At 54.7% G+C, this 21,795-nt stretch carries 18 protein-coding genes and 1 pseudogene; 12 read left to right on the top strand and 7 right to left on the bottom strand.

All coding sequences use genetic code 11. From position 1 onward, the window contains the following. Positions 1-22: 22 nt before the first annotated feature. Together fumA and ACJY2L_RS07250 are read right to left on the bottom strand one after the other, a co-directional pair. A complete protein-coding gene (fumA, locus tag ACJY2L_RS07255) occupies positions 23-1,669 on the bottom strand; it encodes a class I fumarate hydratase FumA (protein ID WP_439213413.1) in 1,647 nt (548 codons plus the stop codon). Positions 1,670-1,794: 125 nt separating this feature from the next. After that, positions 1,795-3,306 (bottom strand): DASS family sodium-coupled anion symporter, encoded by a 1,512-nt coding sequence (locus ACJY2L_RS07250; protein WP_067435964.1) that lies wholly within the window; start codon positions 3,304-3,306, stop codon positions 1,795-1,797. A 575-nt stretch (positions 3,307-3,881) separates the two neighbouring features. Here ACJY2L_RS07250 and ACJY2L_RS07245 point away from each other — a divergent pair. The 6 genes from ACJY2L_RS07245 to ACJY2L_RS07220 all read left to right on the top strand — a co-directional run bounded on the left by ACJY2L_RS07245 (position 3,882) and on the right by ACJY2L_RS07220 (position 13,296). Beyond that, positions 3,882-6,659, top strand: coding sequence for a flavocytochrome c (locus ACJY2L_RS07245; protein ID WP_439213411.1), 2,778 nt, complete (start codon positions 3,882-3,884; stop codon positions 6,657-6,659). Positions 6,660-6,720: 61 nt separating this feature from the next. Then, on the top strand, positions 6,721-7,704 hold the full coding sequence (locus ACJY2L_RS07240; protein ID WP_439213410.1) for an FAD:protein FMN transferase: 984 nt from the start codon (positions 6,721-6,723) through the stop codon (positions 7,702-7,704). 63 nt (positions 7,705-7,767) lie between these two features. Next, a complete protein-coding gene (locus ACJY2L_RS07235; RefSeq protein WP_439213409.1) occupies positions 7,768-9,339 on the top strand; it encodes a sensor domain-containing diguanylate cyclase in 1,572 nt (523 codons plus the stop codon). Positions 9,340-9,619: 280 nt separating this feature from the next. Beyond that, complete coding sequence (locus ACJY2L_RS07230) at positions 9,620-10,708, top strand: type I restriction endonuclease (protein ID WP_439213408.1); 1,089 nt, start codon at positions 9,620-9,622, stop codon at positions 10,706-10,708. 465 nt (positions 10,709-11,173) lie between these two features. Next, the gene (locus ACJY2L_RS07225; protein WP_439213407.1) at positions 11,174-12,490 is read left to right on the top strand and encodes an MFS transporter; all 1,317 of its coding nucleotides are present in this window, start codon (positions 11,174-11,176) and stop codon (positions 12,488-12,490) included. After that, the gene (locus ACJY2L_RS07220; RefSeq protein WP_439213505.1) at positions 12,490-13,296 is read left to right on the top strand and encodes a substrate-binding domain-containing protein; all 807 of its coding nucleotides are present in this window, start codon (positions 12,490-12,492) and stop codon (positions 13,294-13,296) included. Before ACJY2L_RS07225 ends, ACJY2L_RS07220 begins: the two co-directional genes overlap by 1 nt. Here the strand turns inward: ACJY2L_RS07220 and ACJY2L_RS07215 are convergent. Then, positions 13,271-14,170 carry a LysR substrate-binding domain-containing protein gene (locus ACJY2L_RS07215; RefSeq protein WP_439213406.1) on the bottom strand — a complete coding sequence of 300 codons (900 nt, stop codon included), beginning with the start codon at positions 14,168-14,170 and terminating at the stop codon, positions 13,271-13,273. The two genes, ACJY2L_RS07220 and ACJY2L_RS07215, sit on opposite strands and share 26 nt — an antisense overlap. Positions 14,171-14,376: 206 nt before the next feature. Between ACJY2L_RS07215 and ACJY2L_RS07210 the strand changes: the two genes are divergently transcribed. Further along, the gene (locus ACJY2L_RS07210) at positions 14,377-15,258 is read left to right on the top strand and encodes an ROK family protein (RefSeq protein WP_439213404.1); all 882 of its coding nucleotides are present in this window, start codon (positions 14,377-14,379) and stop codon (positions 15,256-15,258) included. Here the strand turns inward: ACJY2L_RS07210 and ACJY2L_RS07205 are convergent. After that, positions 15,222-15,620 carry a hypothetical protein gene (locus ACJY2L_RS07205; RefSeq protein WP_439213403.1) on the bottom strand — a complete coding sequence of 133 codons (399 nt, stop codon included), beginning with the start codon at positions 15,618-15,620 and terminating at the stop codon, positions 15,222-15,224. The genes ACJY2L_RS07210 and ACJY2L_RS07205 overlap by 37 nt on opposite strands. A 215-nt stretch (positions 15,621-15,835) precedes the next feature. Between ACJY2L_RS07205 and ACJY2L_RS07200 the strand changes: the two genes are divergently transcribed. Both ACJY2L_RS07200 and ACJY2L_RS07195 read left to right on the top strand, forming a co-directional pair. Further along, positions 15,836-16,570 carry an AzlC family ABC transporter permease gene (locus tag ACJY2L_RS07200; protein ID WP_439213401.1) on the top strand — a complete coding sequence of 245 codons (735 nt, stop codon included), beginning with the start codon at positions 15,836-15,838 and terminating at the stop codon, positions 16,568-16,570. Continuing rightward, positions 16,567-16,860: an AzlD family protein gene (locus ACJY2L_RS07195; RefSeq protein WP_439213400.1), complete on the top strand. Its 294-nt coding sequence runs from the start codon at positions 16,567-16,569 to the stop codon at positions 16,858-16,860. Before ACJY2L_RS07200 ends, ACJY2L_RS07195 begins: the two co-directional genes overlap by 4 nt. A gap of 5 nt (positions 16,861-16,865) precedes the next feature. Here ACJY2L_RS07195 and ACJY2L_RS07190 read toward each other — a convergent pair whose 3' ends face one another. Next, positions 16,866-17,288, bottom strand: coding sequence for a GFA family protein (locus ACJY2L_RS07190; RefSeq protein WP_439213399.1), 423 nt, complete (start codon positions 17,286-17,288; stop codon positions 16,866-16,868). 158 nt (positions 17,289-17,446) lie between these two features. On the opposite strand from ACJY2L_RS07190, the gene ACJY2L_RS07185 reads away from it, so the two are divergent. Both ACJY2L_RS07185 and ACJY2L_RS07180 read left to right on the top strand, forming a co-directional pair. Further along, positions 17,447-17,962 carry a thioredoxin family protein gene (locus tag ACJY2L_RS07185; RefSeq protein WP_439213398.1) on the top strand — a complete coding sequence of 172 codons (516 nt, stop codon included), beginning with the start codon at positions 17,447-17,449 and terminating at the stop codon, positions 17,960-17,962. Positions 17,963-18,340: 378 nt separating this feature from the next. Next, positions 18,341-19,330 (top strand): SDR family oxidoreductase, encoded by a 990-nt coding sequence (locus ACJY2L_RS07180; protein WP_439213397.1) that lies wholly within the window; start codon positions 18,341-18,343, stop codon positions 19,328-19,330. Positions 19,331-19,342: 12 nt separating this feature from the next. Here ACJY2L_RS07180 and ACJY2L_RS07175 read toward each other — a convergent pair whose 3' ends face one another. Then, entirely contained in the window at positions 19,343-20,509 is a 1,167-nt protein-coding gene (locus ACJY2L_RS07175; RefSeq protein WP_439213396.1) for a zinc-dependent alcohol dehydrogenase, read from the bottom strand. Continuing rightward, positions 20,510-21,043: an SRPBCC family protein gene (locus tag ACJY2L_RS07170; protein WP_439213394.1), complete on the bottom strand. Its 534-nt coding sequence runs from the start codon at positions 21,041-21,043 to the stop codon at positions 20,510-20,512. Positions 21,044-21,493: 450 nt separating this feature from the next. Between ACJY2L_RS07170 and ACJY2L_RS07165 the strand changes: the two are divergent. Then, positions 21,494-21,715, top strand: a pseudogene (locus ACJY2L_RS07165) (choline transporter); the annotation flags it as partial. Between the last annotated feature and the right edge of the window lie 80 nt (positions 21,716-21,795).

Below are 21,795 nucleotides of genomic sequence, written 5' to 3'. Positions count from 1 at the left end.
TGTTTAGCCTGATGTCAGAACCTTACTTAACGCACTTCGCACACTGATTGCGTTGAAGCTGGTGGAAGAAGTCGTTGCCTTTGTCATCCACGAGGATAAACGCCGGGAAATTCTCCACTTCAATTTTCCAGATCGCTTCCATGCCCAGCTCGGCATATTCCAGGCACTCCAGCTTTTTGATGCTCTGCTGCGCCAGCACCGCTGCCGGGCCGCCAATGCTGCCAAGATAGAAACCGCCATGTTTCTGGCAGGCGTCAGTCACCTGCTGGCTGCGGTTACCTTTGGCCAGCATGATTTTGCTGCCGCCGTGGGATTGCAGCAGATCGACGTAGCTGTCCATACGCCCTGCGGTGGTCGGACCGAGTGAGCCCGATGCATAACCTTCCGGGGTTTTAGCCGGACCGGCGTAATAGACCGGATGATCTTTAATGTACTGCGGCAGGCCTTCGCCATTGTCGATGCGCTCTTTCAGCTTCGCATGCGCAATATCACGCGCCACGATGATGGTGCCGCTCAGCGACAAACGCGTGGAAACCGGATAGCGCGACAGCTGGGCCAGAATCTCCTCCATCGGACGGTTCAGATCAACGTGCTGCACATCGCCTTCGCCCTGCTCACGCAGCGCCTGCGGAATGTACTGGCCTGGATTCTCTTCCAGCTTCTCAATCCAGATACCGTCGCGGTTGATTTTGGCTTTGATATTGCGGTCAGCGGAGCAGGAGACGCCCATGCCCACCGGGCAGGAAGCACCGTGACGCGGCAGGCGCACCACCCGAATATCATGCGCAAAGTATTTGCCGCCGAACTGTGCGCCGATACCCAGCTCCTGCGCCGCTTCCAGCAGCTCCTGTTCCAGCTGACGATCGCGGAACGCCTGACCATGTTCATTACCTTCAGCAGGCAGGCCGTCGTAATAGTGCGTCGAGGCCAGCTTCACCGTTTTCAGCGTGCTCTCTGCTGAGGTGCCGCCAATCACAAAAGCGATGTGGTACGGCGGACAGGCTGCGGTACCCAGCGAACGCATTTTCTCCACCAGATACGCTTTCAGCTTGCCCGGCGACAGCAGTGCCTTGGTTTCCTGATAGAGATAGGTTTTATTGGCTGATCCGCCGCCTTTGGCGATGCAGAGGAATTTATATTCATCGCCATCGACGCTGTAGAGATCGATCTGCGCCGGCAGGTTTGAACCGGTGTTGACCTCTTTATACATATCCAGCGCGGCGTTTTGTGAATAGCGCAGATTGTCTTCGATGTAGGTGTTATAGACGCCGCGGGACAGCGCGGCTTCATCGCCGCCACCGGTCCACACGCGCTGGCCTTTTTTACCCATGATGATCGCCGTGCCGGTATCCTGACAGGTTGGCAGCACGCCTTTGGCGGCGATTTCAGAATTTTTCAGAAACTGCAGCGCAACATATTTGTCATTCTCGCTGGCTTCGTCGTCGTGCAGGATGGAAGCAACCTGCTGCTGATGGGCCGGACGCAGCATAAAAGCCGCATCATGAAACGCGTGCTGCGCCAGCAAGGTTAACGCCTGCGGATCGACTTTCAGCATCTCCTGGCCGTTGAAATAATCAACGGAGACATAGTCTCGGCTCAGCAGATAATATTCAGTGTCATCGTGGGCGACAGGGAACGGATTTTGGTAGAAGAAAGGTTTATCAGACATTGTTTCTCACTCAGAAATGTGTGCCTCCGCAGTGCGGAGCGGCGAGCCAGATCGTTAGTTATTATCCTGCCAGCCCGATACGCCAGGCTGACAGGTGCTGGCAGAATAGTATCTTACCTCGGCAATCAGAACATCAATACCATCCACGGATAGGCGATTAACATCAGACCCGCCAGGAAGATAGCGCCGAAAATAGTGCCCAACCGCCAGTAATCTTTGGTTGGCAGATAGCCGCTGCCGTAATAAATCGGGCTTGGGCCGGTACCGTACGGTGTGATGATGCCCATCAGACCCAGTGACGTCACCATCATTAAGCAGAACACCGGCATATTGATGCCCGGAATCGAGGCGGCAATGGTCAGCATCGCAGGCAGCAGCGCGGTGGTGTGCGCGGTGGTGCTGGCAAACAGGTAGTGCAGGATAAAGAAGGCCACCAGCAGCATTACCGCCGCCACGTTGGGCTGAATACCACTCAGGAGATGCGCACCCTCTTTACCCAGCCAGGCGATGAAGCCCACCCGCGCCAGACCATCCGCCAGCGCTACCAGAGTGGCAAACCACGCGAAGGTATTCCAGGCCGGTTTATTGCTGGTGATATCGTTCCAGTTGAGCACGCCGGTCCACAGCATCAGCACGATGACCAGCAGCGCCGCCATTGCCGGTTCAATCCACGCGGTGGCAAAAATCCACATGCCCAGCGCGCTACAGACAAACAGCAGCAGCAAGATTTCGTTGCGTGACAGCTTGCCCAGTTTCACCAGTTCGCTGCTCGCCCAACGCGGCACTTCGTCGTTGATCTTCACTTCCGGCGGATAGAACCAGTACGCCAGCAGCGGCATGGTCAGAATCAGCAGCAGTCCGAGTGGCAGAAAGGCGATAAACCAGCTGCCCCAGGAGATTTCAAAACCGATAATGCTTTTCACCAGTGCCAGTGCCAGCAGGTTAGGTGCCAGCGCAGAGAGGAACATGGAGCTGGTGATACAGGCTGCGGTAATCGCCACCCACATCAGATAGGAGCCGATTTTGCGCGCGCTGGGGTCGTTGGGTTTGGAGCCGTACAACGGCGGCAGGTTGGCAATAATCGGATAGATGGTGCCGCCGCTACGTGCGGTATTGGAAGGGGTAAACGGTGCCAGCAGCAGATCGGCAAAGGTGATGGCGTAACCCAGCGTCAGGCTGCGACGGCCCAGATATTTCACCAGTATCAGCGCCAGACGGCGTCCAAACTGAGTCTTATCGTAACCGGCGGCAAACATAAAGGCGCCGAAGATCAGCCAGACGGTGGAGTTACCAAAGCCACTGACCGCCCACTTAAACGACTCGCTGGCGAGCTTAAACTTCGGCGCCGCCATTTCAGCCGGGCTGAACAGCAGCCACTGACTGAACAAGGCGATGACCACCACGCCGGTCAGACCGATCACCGCGCCGGGCAGCGGTTCAAAGATCAAACCGACAATCACGCCAACGAAAATGGCGAAGAAGTGCCATGCGTAGGGTTCCAACCCTTCAGGCACCGGCACCAGCAGCAGCAGAACCGCCACCAGCACCGGCAGGATCATGAAAATCGGCGATTTTTTAGTTTTGGGTGGAGCAGCAGGTGCTGCGCCCGTTTCACTCTTAACGGTTGTCTGTTTCATAGTAGTTATCTGCAAGGTTGAAAAGAATGCGATTTGCGCCCCGATACTTCACTTAGTTTCTTATGGTTTTTATTTTTTGCGATTTTTGCATCGCGACGCCGTTAATTTGGAGTCGTCCTTTAATGTTGATATGAATTATCTCATAAGGACTTTGTTATATGATGCGTAATATCTGAAATTAAAAATTGATCTGGATCAATAAACCAGAGTAACGCTACTGTTTTTAAACGACCTTTGCCACGAAATGACAATACGATGACAATCCCGTTAATCTTTTACAAAAAAACGGGATGATTAGCAACAAAATACACACTACAACCCTTTGTATTTATTACATAAAATACTTAAATATCAAAAGATTGCTTTTTGGTTACCATTGGTTAACAATTAAGATAAATATCCTTATCATTTTTGTCAAACTTTAATCATAACTGAAATTTAGCATCAATTACCCCTATTTAATACTTATCATGATCACAGAAAAGGGATATATTATCAGTCATGAAGTCGGACCACTTATTTAAATAAACGCGTCCACTAAAGCATCCTGCACATTTATATTGGAGTCGATCCTGATGAATACGCTCACCCCTATTCTTAATCCTCTTACCTTGCCCAATGGCGCCGTATTAAAAAACCGCCTGCTGATGGCCCCCATGACCACCTGCACCGGCTTCTATGACGGCACGGTAACCAGTGAGCTGGTGGAGTATTACCGCGCTCGCGCGGGCAGCATCGGCACCGTCATTGTGGAGTGCTGCTTTATCGATCCCAAAGGTCCGGCCTTTCCCGGCGCCATCGCCATCGACAGCGACAATAAAATTCCTGGTCTGAAACGCATCGCCGACGCCATCAAATCAGAAGGCTCCACTGCTATCCTGCAGATCTATCACGGCGGCCGCATGGTAGAACCCGAGCTGATTGGCGGCAGAACGCCGGTTGCGCCCAGCGCCATCGCCGCACCGCGTGAAGGCGCCACCACCCCGCAGGCGCTGACCGCCGAAGAAGTGGACGTGATGATCACCAAGTTTGGCGACGCGGTGAATCGCGCCATCAAGGCGGGCTTCGACGGCGTGGAGATTCATGGCGCCAATACCTATCTGATTCAGCAGTTCTACTCACCCAACTCCAACCAGCGCGATGACAAATGGGGCGGCAGCCGCGAAAATCGCGCACGCTTCCCGCTGGAAGTGCTGGAAATCACCCATAAGATGGCGGACCGTTTCGCGCATAACTCTTTCATCATCGGCTATCGCTTTTCACCGGAAGAGATTGAAGTGCCCGGCATCCGCTTCGACGACACGCTGTGGCTGCTGGAAAAACTGGCGGCACGCGGCCTCGATTACGTGCACTTCTCCGTTGGCCAGCTGCTACGCCCTTCTATCGTTGATACCACCGACCCGACGCCGCTGATCACCAAATATCTGGCGCGTCGCTCAGAAACGCTGGCTAAAGTCCCGGTTATCGGCGTTGGCGGTGTGGTTAATAAAGCCGATGCCGAAATGGCGCTGGAGCACGGCTACGATTTAGTGGCAATCGGTAAAGCGTGCATCGCCTATCCCGACTGGACCGACCGCATCATCAACAACCAGCATCTTGAGCTGTTTATCGACAGCACCCAACGCGAAGCGCTGACTATCCCGGAACCGCTGTGGCGCTTCTCGCTGGTGGACGCCATGATCCGCGACGTCAGCGATACCGGCCGCAAATACAAAGCGGGCGTCTATCAGGAGAAAGTCGAGGCGGAAGCGTTGAAGCTGAAAATCAACGTCACGCTGGATACCGACCGTATCACCGACATCTCACTGGTGCCGGACGAATCACTCGACGTCGATTTCACCACCACCTTCGAGAGCCTGCGCAGCCGCATTCTGGTGGCCAACAGCCCGCACGTTGATGCTATTACCGGTGCCACCACGCAGAGTGAAGCGCTGAAAAAAGCGGTTTCCCGCGCGCTGACCACCTCCAGCAAAGCGCACGTCATTGAAGAAGGCGGTAATCCGCAGGCACCGCAGAATTACGATGTCGTTGTTATCGGTAGCGGCGGTGCCGGCCTGGCCGCGGCGATTCAGGCGCACGATGAAGGTGCCCGCGTGGTGATCATCGAAAAAATGCCAACGATCGGCGGTAACACCATTAAAGCCTCGGTGGGCATGAACGCGGCGGAAACCCGCTTTCAGAAAATCAAAGGCATCCTAGACAGCAAAGAGCTGTTCTATGAAGAGACGCTGAAAGGCGGCAAATTCAAAAACAACCCTGAACTGCTGAAAGAGTTTGTTGAGCTGGCGCCGAAGGCGATTGACTGGCTCGATGAGCATGGCATTCAGCTCAATGACATCACTATCACCGGCGGCATGAGCATCGACCGCACGCACCGTCCGGCTGACCGCTCTGCGGTGGGTGGCTTCCTGATCAGCGGCCTGGTGAAAAACCTTAACCAGCGCAATATTGAAGTGCTGCTGGAAACCTCCGTTGAAGAGATCCTGTGTGACAACGGCGTGGTTACCGGCGTGAAAGTGGTGGATGAATATAACGACAGCCGCATCCTGAACGCGAAAAGCGTGATTGTGGCTACCGGCGGCTTCAGCGCCAACCGTGAAATGGTGGTCAGCTACCGCCCTGAGCTGGATGGCTTTGTCACCACCAATCACAAAGGTGCTACCGGCAGCGGCATCGCGATGCTGCAACACATTGGTGCTGGCACCGTGGACATGGGCGAAATCCAGATTCACCCGACCGTGGAACAGACCACCTCGTACCTGATTTCTGAATCCATTCGCGGCGGTGGTGCCATCCTCGTCAGTCAGGCGGGCAAGCGCTTCTACAACGAAATGGAAACCCGCGACAAAGTCTCTGCGCAAATCATCGCCCTGCCGGAGAAAAGTGCCTGGATTATCTTTGACGACCAGGTGCGTAGCGGCAACAAAGCGGCCGACGAATACATTGCCAAAGGCTTTGTGATCAGCGCGCCAACGCCGCATGAGCTGGCGGTCAAACTCAATATGGATCAGGAAACGCTGCAAACCACGCTGGGCCGTTACAACGAATGTGTAATTCAGCAGAAAGATGAGGATTTTGGCCGCACTACCGCGCTGCGCCATCCGATTAATCAGGGTCCTTATTATGCCATCCGCATCGCCCCCGGCGTGCACCACACCATGGGCGGCGTAACCATCAACCTCGATACCGCGGTGCTTAACGAGCAGCAACAGCCGATTCAGGGTGCCTGGGCAGCGGGTGAAGTCGTCGGCGGTATTCACGGCGCTAACCGCATCGGCGGTAATGCGGTGGCGGATATCATCATCTTTGGTATTCTGGCCGGACGCAACGCAGCGGCGATGGCCCTGCGTTAAGCGCTCAACTGTGCCTACGGCGACGCGGGCACAGCTTTTTTCCCGCAATGCAGGGTCGCTTATGCCAACTGAAGCTCGCGTCTGTGCTTATTCCGCCGTAATGATGGGTTCGCCCATTCTGCTCAAACTCTTCGACCACGATGAAACTCTCGCCAGACAGGTTTTTCAGCTGATCAAGCAGCAGGAGAACCTGCTCACCGTTAACCGTTCTCCTTCTGAAATCATGAATATTAATCAGGCCGCGGGCCAGCACGCCGTCGTCGTCAGCCAGCCAGTGTTCGAGTTGATTCAGCTTGCCAGTCAGGTCAGCCTGCTGCCGGACAGCTGTTTTAACCTGGCGATTGGCCCGCTGGTGAAGCGCTGGAAAATCGGCTTTCAGGGCGATCACGTGCCGCCCGCCGCAGAGCTACAGGCGCGTCTGGCGCTGACCGATCCGCGCGATATCGAACTGGATGCCGACGCACGGTCGGTTTTTTTGCGTAAGGCGGGTATGGAAATCGATCTCGGCGCCATTGCCAAAGGTTATATCGCCGACTGCGTGCAGGCGTTTCTCCGCCAGCGGCAGGTTGGCAGCGCGCTGATCAACCTCGGTGGCAACGTGCAGACGGTAGGCGCGCCGCCGGATGAGCCAGAAGGCTGGGCGATCGGCCTGAAAACGCCTTTTGCTGGCCTGGATGCACTGATTGGTGTGATTAACGTAGTGAATAAATCGGTGGTTACCTCTGGCGTGTATGAGCGCTACTTCAAGGTCGACGGCCACTATTATCATCACATTCTCGATCCCAAAACCGGCTATCCGCTGGATAATGAATTGCTGAGCGTCACCATCATTTCCGATCGCTCCATTGATGGCGATATTTACACCACGCTGCTTTACGGCATGGGCGTTGAGCAAGGCATTCACTATCTGAACGCGCATCCTGAAATTGAAGCGATCTTTGTCACGCGGGATAAACAGGTGATCTGCTCTTCCCAACGTCAGTTTCGTTTCACTTTACTGGATGATAGTTACCATCAGCCTGACATCATGCGGACTGATAATTAGCCAAATGAAGGTTGCAGGCCACCGGGTGTGCTTTAATGAAAGGAGGCTTACCCGGGAGGCGGAATGACGTCGCAAAAACAGCCCTCTTCTTTTTCATTACTCAGCTCTCCGCTTGGTCGCAGCATTGCGGTTTCCGGCTGCCTGCTGATTCTGGCAGTGATCCTGATGAACGGCTGGTCGCTGCGTGATTCCTGGCAGCTCAACCTCAAGACAGCCCATGAAACTGCGGTAAATCTGGCGCTTTCACAGGCACGCCAGGCGGAAGATACCTTTCTGCAAACTGAGATTTCGCTGCGGGAAATTCAGCGCAATATTCAACAGCGCCCGCCTGGCGAGGTCAACGCCGATGAACTTAGCCGCATCATGCGGGAACAGCGTAGTCGCCTACCTCAGCTTCACGGCCTGTTCTATTACGATGCATCGGGTAGGTGGATTGCCTGGTCAACCGGGCGCTCCCCCGCCGGAGTAAACAATTCTGACCGCGAATATTTCACCTACCATCGCCTCAACGGCCACAACAATATTCATATCGGCCCGGTAATCCACAGTCGCAGCACCGGCGAACTGGTGATCCCGGTTTCTCTGCGCCTGAACGATAGCGCGGGCGGCTTTGCCGGTATCCTGCTGGCCACGGTACGGGTCGATTATTTTCGCCAGTTCTACAGCTATTACGAACTGGACGCCAAAGATGTGCTGGTGCTGATGTTGGCGGACAGCACGGTGCTTTATGCTCGTCCAATGTCAGACAGCTATATCGGCAAAAACCTTTCGTCCAGCCATCTGTTTCAGCAGCTGCTGATGAAATCCGATCGCGGTAGCGGCGAATGGAATGCGGCGCTGGACGGCCTGCCGCGCGTGTTCGGTTTTGTGCGCTCTGAACGCTATCCGCTGGTGGTCGCTTCTGGTTTTGACAAGACTTCATTGTGGGAGAACTGGCTCAGAAGCAGGCTACAGGATGTGATTCTTAATGGCGTTCTGCTGGTGACGATGCTGGTGGTGGGCATCTGGATCCTGCGTCAGGTGCGTATCAATATTCGTAATCAGCACGAAATGGCCCATCTGCGTGACGAACTCACCACCATCAACCACACCCTGCAATCGATGGCGATGGTCGATGGCTTAACCGGTTTGGCCAATCGCCGACAGTTCGATATTTTCCTGCGCGACAGCCTGAAGCGCGCCTGTCGCAGCGCCAGGCCGGTATCACTGGTGATGATCGATATCGATTTTTTCAAGCAGTACAACGACGCCTATGGTCATGTCGCGGGCGATCAGTGCCTGGAAAATGTCAGCGCGGCGCTTCGCGGCATGTCGCTGCGCGGTATCGGCTTAACGGCGCGCTACGGCGGCGAAGAGTTTGCGCTGATCCTGCCGGAAACCAGCGCAGACGAAGCGCTGGCGATCGCCTGGCGTGCCGTGCGCGCGGTACGCAGCCATCACATTCCTCACGCCACGACCACCATTCCAGCACGCATCGTCACCATCAGCGCCGGTTGCGCCACACTGTTCAGCACCAATCAGGAAGATGACATGAAAAAGCTCAAACAGCTGGCCGACGACGCGCTCTATACCGCCAAACGCAAAGGACGTAACCAGGCAGTGACCGCAGGCAAAGCGATCGACGCGGGGAGTTAAATCCCAGCCTGAAAAGTTTTGGTCTCCAATCTTTCTGGTAGGCCCGCATTTAATTCAGACTGATGCAGAGTGTTAACTAATCTAAAAATTTTAGCCCTCTCACAAAACCTTAATTTGTAAGAAACCTATCCGAAATCATGTTGACAATAACTTTCTTTTGAAGAATATTAATTTCAAGAATAAAATTAAAATAATTTGATTATTAATCTGATTTGCTTCGCAATTTTTAGAAAGCCAGGAACTGTCTTTTCTCTACTTACAGCTAACCTATTGGTGAAAAATGGAAATTTTAGATACACTCAATTCTTTATCGGAAAAAATCCGGCAGCAAACTGCATTAATTAAAACCGAAGAAGCAACAAAAAGCGCTTTTGTGATGCCATTCATCAACAAAGTTCTGGGATATGACGTTTTCGATCCAACGGAAGTTATTCCGGAGTTTATATGCGATGTCGGAACCAAAAAGGGAGAAAAAATCGATTATGCGATAATCAAGAATGGTGAGATACAGATACTTATCGAGTGTAAGAAAATCGGCGAACCCCTTAACATCAAGCACGCCTCACAACTCTTTCGATACTTTCACGTCACCACAGCACGTATATCTATTTTGACTAATGGTCAGGTTTACAAGTTTTTTACCGATCTTGATGCACCGAATAAAATGGATGAGAAGCCATTTCTTGAACTGGACTTAATGGAAATAGACGAACATGTTATACCGGAGCTTTTCAAAATAACCAAAAGCGCTTTTGATGTGGAATCCATTGTTAATGCAGCAGGTGAGTTGAAGTATGTTAGTCAAATCAAAAAGATAATTTCTTCGCAATTTCTCAATCCTGAAGACGATTTTGTCAGGCTTATCGCCTCCAGAGTTTACGAAGGCGTACAAACTCAAAAAGTCAGAGAACAGTTTTCTGTGCTTACCAGGAAGGCACTTACTCAGTGGCTGAACGATCAGGTTAATGAAAGGTTGAAGTCAGCAATCAGCAATCCGAAACCAACCATTTTAAAACCAGAGGCTGGAACGGAAAAAAATGACGAGGACATTGCGGATCAGAATGACGATGATGGTATAGTTACCACGGCTGAAGAGATGGAGGGTTTTTACATTGTGAAGTCGATTATCAGAACCATTCTTCCTTCAGAAAGGATCGGACACCGGGATACCAAAAGTTATTTTGGGATACTTATTGATGACAATAACCGTAAACCGGTGTGTCGCCTGCATTTGAACCGTAGCCAAATGTATATCGGCTTATTCGACGAAAATAAGAAAGAAACCAGGCATAAGATTGAATCAATCGATGACATCTACAAATTCTCAGAAAATCTGATTAACACAGCTAAATCTTATCAAACCGAATAGGCCTGGCTCCTGAACCGTACTTCTTCTTATTCGTGCTGAAAAAAGAAGTACGGTCTTTTGAGTACACTAACGCCCCAAGTAATCTTTCAAGGTTCGACTACATCTGTTTTATCTAAATTTTTCACGAAATCTCGACCCAGCCATAAAGGCTTATGAATTCATAATCTCATAATGTGTATTTGAATCATTCAGTGGATCAAGCCGCTCACAAACTCCGCCCCACTATCATCCGCTTATGAATGCCGTCACATTTCCACACATCGGTTTTTCTGGCGCTGCATGACGCGAAAGCTCCCTCTGCTTTTGTAAACCCACGTAAAGGCAGGTTTTTTTAACTGCCGTGCGGTGATTGATGCGTCTGGCACATCGGTTGACCCGCTTTTTGCACTTATTACGTCCTTGTTCCTGATTCACTCTGCAGTCACAGGCGCAGCTAAAAGCGTCATCAATACACTGGAGAACCTGATGCAAACATCCCTTCACTCACCGATGACCACCCGGGCGCGAATTGGCGCCATTTTCCGCGTAACCTCGGGCAACTTTCTCGAACAGTTCGATTTCTTCCTGTTTGGTTTTTATGCCACGTATATTGCGCACACCTTTTTCCCGGCGAGCAGCGAATTTGCCTCACTGATGATGACGTTTGCGGTGTTTGGCGCAGGCTTTCTGATGCGGCCGATTGGCGCCGTGGTGCTCGGCGCTTACATCGATAAAGTGGGCAGGCGTAAAGGCCTGATTGTTACGCTGTCGATTATGGCCGCCGGGACGTTTTTGATCGTGCTGATCCCCTCCTATCAGAGCATCGGCCTGTGGGCGCCTTTTCTGGTGTTGATGGGGCGTTTATTACAGGGCTTTTCTGCCGGAGCTGAATTGGGTGGCGTATCGGTTTACCTGGCTGAAATTGCCACGCCGGGACGCAAAGGTTTTTACACCAGCTGGCAGTCGGGCAGCCAGCAGGTTGCCATTATGGTCGCTGCGGCGCTGGGCTTCGGGCTCAATGCGCTGCTCGATGAGAGCGCCATCCGCGAATGGGGCTGGCGTATTCCGTTCCTGCTTGGCTGCATGATCGTGCCCTTTATCTTCCTGCTTCGCCGCAAGCTGGAAGAGACGGAGGAGTTTAACGCACGTCGCAGCCATCCTGATATGCGTCAGGCCTTTAACACGCTGTTGAAAAACTGGCAGGTGGTGATCGCAGGCATGCTGATGGTGGCGATGACCACCACCGCGTTCTACCTGATTACCGTCTATGCGCCGACCTTCGGTAAAAAGGTGCTGATGTTGAGCGCCTCCGACAGCCTGCTGGTCACATTGCTGGTGGCGGTATCCAACTTCTTCTGGCTGCCCATTGGCGGCGCGCTATCCGATAAGTTTGGCCGTAAACCGGTGTTAATCACCATGGCGCTGCTGGCGTTGACCACCGCCTATCCGGCGCTGCGGTTGCTGGCGGGTGCACCCGGCTTTTATATGATGCTGAGCGTGCTGCTGTGGCTCTCCTTTATCTACGGCCTGTATAACGGCGCGATGATCCCGGCGCTGACGGAAATCATGCCCGCCGAGGTGCGCGTGGCGGGCTTCTCGCTGGCTTACAGTCTGGCGACCGCGGTGTTTGGCGGCTTTACGCCAGTGATGTCCACCGCATTGATTGAATATACCGGCGATAAAGCGTCGCCCGGTTACTGGATGAGCTTTGCCGCCGCCTGTGCGCTGCTGGCAACCCTGTTTTTATACCGTCGCCGTGCCGAGTCGTTTCAACGCACACCCCCTACTCTGATTAAGGAATAATCATGGCTATTCAACGTATCTTCATAAGTTTTCTAATGGCGTGGGTCTGCTCTGCGGGCGTGCAGGCTAAAGAGCTGACCGTCATGATCTCGGGTGGTTTCAAGGCGGCTTGGGAGCAGCTGTCGCCGCGTTATGCCGCACAGGAAGGCGAGGCGATTCATACCGTTTCCGGTCCGTCGATGGGCAATACGCCGCAGGCCATTCCGGCACGGCTGGCGCGTGGCGAGCAGGCTGACGTGGTGATTATGGTCGGCGATGCGCTGAGCGGGCTGGAAAAGCAGCAGCGCATCCTGCCGGGATCGCGGGTTGAGCTGGCTGACTCGCGAATCGGCGCGGTGATCAAACAAGGCACGCAGCCCGTCAGCATTAGCACTGAACAGCAGTTGCGTTCGGCGCTGCTTAATGCGAACTCTATCGCCTATTCGGACAGCGCCAGCGGCAGATACGTCAGCACCCAACTGTTCAAAAAGCTGGGCATTGAGCAACAGGTCAGAGGCAAGGCCACGCAGGTTGAGCGGATACCGGTCGCCTCGCAGGTTGCCGCCGGGAAATACGCGATTGGCTTCCAACAGGTCAGCGAACTGCTGCCGGTGCCAGGCGTTACCTTTATTGGCGAACTGCCCGCCAGCCTGCAATACACTACCCGTTTTGCCGGTGCGGTGGTGAAAAGCTCGGCTCATCCGCAGCAGGCGAAGCGTCTGTTAGCGTGGCTGGCATCCGCTGAAGTGCAGCAGGTGGTTCAGGATACCGGGCTGCATTCGGTTACGGTGTCACAGCCAGCTAAAGTTGTTGAAACTGCTCAATAAGCAGGTTCTCGAGTTCAGCTGCAATGTGTGATTGCAAACGGGTGTGCTTCTTTAACAGGCCAACCGTGCGATTCACCTGCGGATCAACCAGCGCCACGCTGGTCAGCGCAGAGGGCTCTGAGATCGGCAGCGACATAGCGGGGACGGCAGCAATGCCCAGCCCCGCTTCAACCATTCCCAGCAGCGTAGTGACATGCCGCGTTTCACATATACTCGGTTTCGCCGGCGCGATATGTGCCAGCGCCCGATCGAGCACATTGCGGTTCCCCGAGGTTTTATCGAGTCCCACCCAGTCGTGCTGATAAAATTCACGCCAGCTAATGCTCTTTCTGCTCGCCAGCGGATGATCGTGCCGACAGGCCGCCACATAACGATCCTCAAGCAGCGGCAGGAAAGCCATATCCGGCTGTGAGCCAGCGGAAAAGCTGAGACCGAAATCTGCCTGTCCGCTCACCACCGCGTCGTAAACGTTACCGGCGCTGCTGTCGATCAGCTTTACCCGCACGCGCGGATAGCGCGCCTGAAAGCTGCGGATCACCCGCGGCATAAAATAGTAGGCAGCGGAAGGCACGCAGGCAACGGTTACCAGGCCAGTACGCACGGCACTGACTTCACTGAGGTCGGCCATGACCGCTTCAAGATCGGCCAGCAGCTGCGTCGAGCGCTCGGCAAACGCCTGCCCTTTCAACGTTAACATCACCCGACGCGTGGTGCGTTCAAACAGTTTCAGTCCCAGCGCCGTTTCAAGCTTATCGATTCTGCGGCTCAGGGCCGATTGCGACAGACAGATCGATTCCGCGGCGATGCGAAAATTGCCATATTCCACCAGTGCCCGAAACGCGTAGAGATCGCTCAGGTCAAAATTAACGGGCATCGATTTACTGACTCCTGTGCACGGTTAAGCTAAAGGCAATACAGCGGCTGGCCGGACAAATAAGAATATAATTTACAATAAATTAACATTAATCCAGATTTCTACAACCTCCCTGACAAATCTCCCGGTGGGATTCTTAAAGCGAGAATTCAGCTGAGAATTCAACGCTATACTTTTGATTTACTTCACCACCTTTGGGAACATTTATGAACATTGCAGCCTTTGATATTGGTGGCACCTCGTTAAAAATGGGCGTGACCGACACTGACGGCAACATCGTCACCGGCGACAGCGTGGATATCTCGGATAATTCACGCGACAAAATCCTGCAGGAGATCCTCGCCTGGCTGGAAAAGAATCCTTCCTGCGAAGGCATTGCCATCAGCATTCCCGGTTATGTCGACCCGGACAGCGGCTTTATCAGCATGGGCGGCACCATTCGCGACTTTGACCAGTTCCACCTGCGCAAGTGGCTGCATGAAAATACTTCGCTGCCCACCAGCGTTGAAAACGATGCGCACTGTGCCTTACTGGCGGAACGCTGGGTAGGCAAAGCGAAAAAACTTAATGATTTCCTGATGCTGACCATTGGCACCGGCCTCGGCGGCGCCGCCTTTTGCAACGGTGCGCTGATCCGCGGCGGACGTAATCGCGCCGGTGAGTTTGGCTGCCTGCTCACCTCGCGCCCCGCTGACAGCAATATTGAACCGCACACCATGAGCAAGAGCTGCACCATGACCGCGCTGCGGGAGAATTACGCGCGCGCGATGAACATCTCGCCGGACGAAGTAACCGGCAAAGATGTGTTCGATGCATATGATAACGGCGATGCGGCGGCGCAGGAGGTGGTTGACGGTTTTTATAACGATCTGGCCGCCTGTCTTTATAACCTGGTCAGCGTGTTTGACCCGCAGTCGGTATTTATTGGCGGCGGCATTACTGAACGCGAGTCCTTCCTCAGCGAGCTGGCCGATCATCTCAAGAAATATGGTGTGGAGACGCCCGTTGCTGCGGCAACCTACGGTAACGATTCCGGCATGCTGGGGGCAACTTACCATTTCTTGCAAACCGAACAGCGGAATCGATAATCATCAAGGATAAATAACGGGCAGCGTGTGCCCGTTATTCTGCGCGTCAGTAGCCGAAGCGCCGCGCTGCGATTGCAATCTGCACGCCGAGCAGCACGGCACAGCGGCAACATCGCGTCGCGGTTTTTCAGCAGTACTATGCCCTGTTCCGCCTCTCGCTGAGCCAGCACGCGGTGTGCCATGTAATCAATGTCGCCGTGGCGCTGTGCCGGATGATCGATTGCGCCCACCGCAAACAGGCTGCGCAGAATAGGTCTGATCATGTCATCGATGCGGCTTTGCGGCACGCCACCGCGGGCCACCGCCGCCCGCAACGCCTCAGCAAACCACTCCTGCTGATCCAGATTAGCGCCCGATTGCATGTCCAGCCCGGCCAGCGCCGCTTTTGCCGCGGAGTGCGTGGCGGCGTAGTAGAATGCGCTTCAGCCTGGCTGATCTCTGTAAGAATGCCACCGTGAAGGCCTGTCGGGCGACTTAAGGCTGCCGCTTGATGGTTGCCAATCATAAAAATGTCGTATAAATGCAACCGCTTATCATAAGAAACCTCTATAATACTTAGCCTTAAAGGAGGCGGTTTATGTCGGTTCATTCTTCCAGCGTTTCAGATCCATCATCCTTTCGCCAGGAAATTTCCCGCGGTATCACCGCCGCCTTGCCGGTGCTGATCGGCGTGCTGCCGTTTGGACTATTGCTTGGCGCGCAGGCGGCGCAAAAAGGTTTTTCACCGGCCAGCCTCGCGCTGCTCACCGGCCTGAATTTTGCTGGCGGATCGGAATTTGCCGCGATTGCATTGTGGAGTTCACCGCCGCATCTGCTCACCATTGTGCTGGTCAGCCTGCTGGTTAACAGCCGCCATATGGTGATGGGCGCCTCGCTTTCGCCGTGGCTCAGCCACCTGCCGATGCGTAAAGTGCTGCCCGCGCTGTTCTTTATGTGTGACGAAAGCTGGGCGATGAGCATGGCCGACACCGCCCGCCGACAGCAGCAGGGATTGCCGCCCGCCTTCAGCATGGGCTTTTATGTTGGGCTGGTCAGCGCGCTGTGGTTGATGTGGGTTTTCTCTACCGCCGCGGGCGTCGTGATTGGGCCGGCGCTGGGCGATATCACGCGCTGGGGATTTGATATGGCGTTTCCGGCGGTGTTCTTTGTGCTGCTGCGTGGCATGTGGAAAGGCATGAAGATGGCCTTTCCCTGGCTGGTGAGCCTGGCGAGCGCCGCTGCCGCGTATCACTTTTTACCGGGCGCGGTATATGTACCGATCGGCGCGGTTAGCGGTATCCTGGCGATTTTACTGATGGCGGGCAAGGCATGAGCATGTTGACCGCGGCTACCATTGTGCTGATGGCGCTGAGCACCTACTTTACCCGCGTGGCCGGTTATCTTCTGCTGCGCAATCGGCACCTTGGCCCACGTACCCGCGCGGTAATGGACGCTGCGCCCGGCTGCGTGCTGATTACGGTGATCGCGCCTCATTTTGTCACCGGCAACCCTGCCGATCTGCTGGCGCTGGCAATTTCACTGCTGGCCGCGATGCGATTATCTCTGTTGCCGGTGGTGGTGATTAGCGTGGCATCGACGGCGCTGCTGCGCCATCTGTTATAAAGCAGCTACGGGTTGAGACGTTTCACCAGCGACGCCACGGAATCTACCGCGCCGTCGCTGTTGTTGTCAGAACGTACGGTGTCCCAGCGGCGGGCATCGTTGATGCAGAAGTCACCCACGCAGGTCATCTCATCGTCAACGTCCAGCAGACCAACTGGGATCCAGACATAAGGCTGACCGCGCAGCGAATTCGGCACGGTGGAACCGCAGCGGCTGCAAAAGTCGTTGCGATAGCCGGTGCTTTTGGTCCAGCTGACGATCGCCTCTTCGCCCTGCAACCAGCTGAACGCCTCGGTATCCACCAGCGTTGCCAGGTTAAATCCCACGCCGCTCTGCTTGCGGCACAACGAGCAGTGACAACGGTAAAATGTCGTTGGCGCCCTCTTTACGGCAAACGCGACCTGACCGCACAGGCATGAACCTTCCATCACGCTTCTCCAGTTTGTTGATTACAGCCGCTATCATACAGGTGTTCTCCGATTCCTGACTGCCGCCGGTGTCCCAACATAGCGATGCGCAGCAGGAATGTTTACACTGTTGCCAGCGAACAATCGTTCCCGCTGCTCACTGACAGAGAAGAGAAACCATGCAATATTTCAAAACGCTTTTTGCCGCTGCGTCGACCTATCACGACTTCACCGCTCAGGCTGAAGAAAAGGACATTGAGGCGCTGAAACAGTGCGAAAAGCTGGCCAAAGCGATCCACCATGAAGGCGAGCTGGCGCGCCTGCCCACGCTGCAAACCGCCTGCAATATTCTGGTGGTGGCTGAAATGTGGTGTCCGGATTGCCATAAAAACCTGCCTGCGATTCGTCGCGTTACGCAGCTGGCGCCGCACGTCGGGCTGGGCATTGTCACGCGTGAACAGGCGGGCGAGGCGTTCATGGCGCATTTCAAGCTGGAGAAAATCAGCATTCCTTTTGCCGTGGTGCTGGATGCTGATTTTACGCCGCTGGGCCAGTTTATCGAGCGCCCGAAAAGCGCATGGGATGAACAAGGCAAGGTTAAAGAAAGCTACCGCAACGCTGAACTGCTGGCCGATACCGCACGCGAGATTGCTGAGATCCTGTATCGTGCCGAAGATGCGTCCCACGCGAGCTAAAGGGCAACAGACGACGGTGCGTTCATACTCACGTAACGCCTCGCTTGTCGGGCAATCGATGTGCTGCGTCTGTTCCTGATGTGTAGCGACCCGGCGGTTAATTACCTTACTGCCGGGGTAATATGTAGCCCAATAGCGCAAAGCGTTACGTCTCAGAAAATCGACAATAGCCTTGAGCCTCGTTAAGCCGTTCAGCCACCGCCAGTAGCGCGTCACTGCGGGCAAAAAAAGCCTGTGCTTTTGCTGCCTGCATAAAAAATCGCTGGTCTGAACCCGTCATTATTCAACCACCTGCCATAATCAGATAAGCAAATATTACCGTTGTGCGAGATTCCCTTCCTCATCCGGCTGCACGCTGGCCATTAACAAGGACCGATTATGTTTCCAGAAAAAGTGGTGGTGATTACCGGCGGTACGGCAGGCGTTGGCCGCGCGAGCGCGCAGGCGTTTGCCGAGGCAGGCTATGCGGTGGCGGTCATTGGCCGCAGCGAACAGGGCGTAAACAGCACCATTGAAGAACTCCGGCTGCTGGGCGCACGCGCCAGCGGTGCCGCAGTGGATGTCTCAGACGGCCCGGCATTGCTGGCCGCCGGACGCAAAATTGAGTCTGAGCTGGGGCCGATCAGCATTTGGGTTAATGCGGCAACGCTGACCGTGCTGGCGCCGGTCACTGACATCACCGATGAAGAGTTTCAGCGCGTCACCGACGTGACCTATCTGGGTTGTGTCCACGGCACGCGCACTGCGCTGACGCTGATGGCCGAACGCGATCGCGGCACTATCGTGCAGGTCGGCTCTGCGCTGGCTTATCGTTCGGTACCTTTACAGGCCGCCTACTGCGCTGCTAAAGCTGCGATTCGCGGCTTTACCGATTCTCTGCGCAGCGAGCTGATCCACAACAAAAGTTCGATTCGTCTGACCATGGTGCATCTGCCGGGCGTCAATACGCCGCAGTTCGACTGGTCGCGCAACAAGATGGGCAACAACGTGCAGCCGGTCGCGCCGATTTATCAGCCGGAAGTGGCCGCACGCGCCATTCTCAGTGCCGCACGTCGGGCACCGCGTGAAGTGTGGCTGGGCCGCTCCACCCTGCAATCGATTGTCGGCACCATGCTGTTTCCCGGCCTGCTTGACCGCATGATGGCGAAACAGGGCTGGGAAGGACAAATCACCGACCAGCCGGAAGCCGCCGATCGCCCGGATAACCTGCATCAGCCGGTGGAAGGATTGCATCGCAGCCACGGTCGTTTTGACAATCAGGCCGAAGACCGTGCCTTGCATCTCAACATGAATAATCCCGGCCTGGCGATCCTTGGCGTTGCCGCCGTTGCCTGGCTGGGATTACGCAGTTTGCGCCGTCGTTTGTAACGGCGCGGCTGCTCAGGGCGCGAAGACGGCGCGCAGGCACCCCTCTTCTTTGTGTTTAAACATTTCGTAACCACGGGGCGACTCTTCCAGCGTAAAGCGGTGAGTCGCCATAAACGCCGGGCTTAGCTCATTTTTAGCCACGTGATCCAGTAAGCGATGCATATAGCGCTGCCCATGCTGCTGCGCGGTACGAATAGTCAGGCTTTTGTTGATCATCAGGCCGAGCGGGAATTTATCCATCACGCCATACACGCCGAGAATAGAGATATTTCCGCCTTTGCGGCAGGCATAGAGCGCCTCACGCAGCGCGGTTCCGACGTCGGTTTGCAGATGCAGCAGCTGTTTGGTTTTGTCATAAACCTGACTCAGCCCTTCGCCCCGCGCCTCCATACCCACCGCATCAATGCAGCTATCCGGTCCACGTCCGCCGGTTAATTCCAGCAGCGCTTCCGTCACATCGACCTGGCTATAATCCAGCGTGATGCTGCCAGCATGATCGCGCGCCATCGCCAGCCGCTCAGGATAACGATCGATGCCAATTACCTGATGCGCGCCCATCAACCATGCGCTCTGTTGCGCCATTAGCCCAACGCCGCCGCAACCCCATACGGCCACGGTATCGCCTGGATGAATGTTGCAAAAATCAGCGCCCATATAGCCGGTCGGTGCCGCATCCGACAGAAACAGCGCCTGCTCATCGCTAACGCCGTCCGGCACCACAAAGCAGTCGTTATCGGCAAAAGGCACGCGGACATATTCCGCATGGGAACCGGCATAGCCACCAAACGCATGGCTGTAGGCATAGATGCCGCCCGTGGCATGACCGAGTACCGTTTCGCCTTTTTCCCACTGTGGATTGGTATTATCGCAGCATGATGGCAGCTGATGCTGACAATACCAGCATGAACCGCAGGAGATAAACGACGGCACGACCACCCGATCGCCACGGCGAATATTTTTTACCGCGTTGCCAACCTCAACCACTTCGCCCATAAATTCGTGACCGAGAATATCGCCTTCCCGCATGCTGGGGATCAGGCCGTCGATCACATGCAGATCGGAGCCGCAGGTGGTGGTCAGCCGCACGCGAATAATCGCATCGTGTGGATTGATCAGGCCCGGATCGGCCACGGTTTCGACGCGTAAATCGTTTACGCCATTCCAGCAGAGTGCGCGCATCTATTTCTCCTTATCCTGACGTTCGGCGTGGCGGCCAGCGGGCTGACCATTAAGGGTGGGAATTTCACCCGTTTCAGCAAGGCTTTTGAAACGGTGTAGCGCTTTGCTGACGACTTCTTTTGGCAGCAGGTCAAAAGTCGTAGTGACTTTCTTACCCAGCATGCCGCCTGGTGGAGTAAAGCGCAGCGTCAACGCCAGCTCGGTGCCCCATTCGCCCGGCGCTGGCCGGAGCCGCAGTTCGCCTTCATTGGGAATGTCGCCGCCCTCAAGGGAACGCCAGGCGATCACTTCACCCGGCTGCGCCTCGACGATGCGCGTTTCCCAGGAATAGTGTTTGCCTAACGGCCCATCAACCTGCCATAGCGCATCGCTGGTATTCACCGGCGTGATTTTGGCAAAGTGGCTCATGATGCGCGGCAAGGTATCGGGATGCAGCCACAGCGCAAACAGATCGGTAGCGGGCAACCCCACCGTGATCCAGCGACGTAACACCAGCTCATCGGTATGATCTTCAGCATGGGTTTTATCGGCCAAAGGAACCTCCTGTTGCAGACATGAAACGGTGATCAAACATCAATTTCAGTTAAGTACAGCAGCAGGAATATTGCGAGCGAAGCGGCATGGCGCGTGGCCTGAGAAGCGTTTCAGAATGAACGGTTACAGGAAAGGGTTATTTCCGTGGCTTAATAAAACTATTATCATTGGCTAAAAAAATTATCATGCCCATCGGAACGTCAGGGTACAAAAGCAATAAAATATCTTGACCTTTCATTATCACTCCAGCGCCACTGCCTGCGCAGCATGTTTGCGGGCGCAGGTGCTGAACGCCAGGGGATTAAACATCGCCAGCGCGGTGAGCGCCTTGTGCAACGCAATCTGCACTTCGATGATTGCTGCGCCGTCACGGGCGATCGGCATAAAGAAATCATCAATCAGGTCGCTGACCTGGATCGGTTTTATGAAGAGACGCGGATAGCTTACCGCTTTGTTTATGAGGTTCGCCTGCGCTCCTATATTCAGCCTACTTTTGCCCTTGCCGCCTTAGGCGATGAGAAAAAAGAGGAGAACCGCTACTACCGCGACGAAGGGCATCTGAAGGAAGGCGGCCAGGATTATGACGTGATGAGCTGGCCTCAGGAACAGATCATCAACGATATTCTTGACCAGTATGAAAAACACCTTCACTTCCTGCATCTGGTGCGTTAAGACGCAGACGCAGAGATCAATCAAACCCCTTCAGGACCGGCTCAGGCCGGTCTTTTTTTTCTGTTATCTGGCCAGGCACC

This window comes from Duffyella sp. Ts4 (assembly GCF_051851875.1).
Lineage (GTDB): Bacteria > Pseudomonadota > Gammaproteobacteria > Enterobacterales > Enterobacteriaceae > Duffyella > Duffyella gerundensis.
The sequence above is the reverse complement of the archived record's forward strand: the minus strand, read 5'-3'. Positions and strand labels throughout refer to the sequence as shown.

Coding starts and splice junctions, on each gene's coding strand:
- fumA (WP_439213413.1), bottom strand. CDS start 1,669: ATGTCTGATAAACCTTTCTTCTACCAAAATCCGTTCCCTGTCGCCCAC.
- ACJY2L_RS07250 (WP_067435964.1), bottom strand. CDS start 3,306: ATGAAACAGACAACCGTTAAGAGTGAAACGGGCGCAGCACCTGCTGCT.
- ACJY2L_RS07245 (WP_439213411.1), top strand. CDS start 3,882: ATGAATACGCTCACCCCTATTCTTAATCCTCTTACCTTGCCCAATGGC.
- ACJY2L_RS07240 (WP_439213410.1), top strand. CDS start 6,721: ATGCCAACTGAAGCTCGCGTCTGTGCTTATTCCGCCGTAATGATGGGT.
- ACJY2L_RS07235 (WP_439213409.1), top strand. CDS start 7,768: ATGACGTCGCAAAAACAGCCCTCTTCTTTTTCATTACTCAGCTCTCCG.
- ACJY2L_RS07230 (WP_439213408.1), top strand. CDS start 9,620: ATGGAAATTTTAGATACACTCAATTCTTTATCGGAAAAAATCCGGCAG.
- ACJY2L_RS07225 (WP_439213407.1), top strand. CDS start 11,174: ATGCAAACATCCCTTCACTCACCGATGACCACCCGGGCGCGAATTGGC.
- ACJY2L_RS07215 (WP_439213406.1), bottom strand. CDS start 14,170: ATGCCCGTTAATTTTGACCTGAGCGATCTCTACGCGTTTCGGGCACTG.
- ACJY2L_RS07210 (WP_439213404.1), top strand. CDS start 14,377: ATGAACATTGCAGCCTTTGATATTGGTGGCACCTCGTTAAAAATGGGC.
- ACJY2L_RS07205 (WP_439213403.1), bottom strand. CDS start 15,620: ATGCAATCGGGCGCTAATCTGGATCAGCAGGAGTGGTTTGCTGAGGCG.
- ACJY2L_RS07200 (WP_439213401.1), top strand. CDS start 15,836: ATGTCGGTTCATTCTTCCAGCGTTTCAGATCCATCATCCTTTCGCCAG.
- ACJY2L_RS07195 (WP_439213400.1), top strand. CDS start 16,567: ATGAGCATGTTGACCGCGGCTACCATTGTGCTGATGGCGCTGAGCACC.
- ACJY2L_RS07190 (WP_439213399.1), bottom strand. CDS start 17,288: ATGGAAGGTTCATGCCTGTGCGGTCAGGTCGCGTTTGCCGTAAAGAGG.
- ACJY2L_RS07185 (WP_439213398.1), top strand. CDS start 17,447: ATGCAATATTTCAAAACGCTTTTTGCCGCTGCGTCGACCTATCACGAC.
- ACJY2L_RS07180 (WP_439213397.1), top strand. CDS start 18,341: ATGTTTCCAGAAAAAGTGGTGGTGATTACCGGCGGTACGGCAGGCGTT.
- ACJY2L_RS07175 (WP_439213396.1), bottom strand. CDS start 20,509: ATGCGCGCACTCTGCTGGAATGGCGTAAACGATTTACGCGTCGAAACC.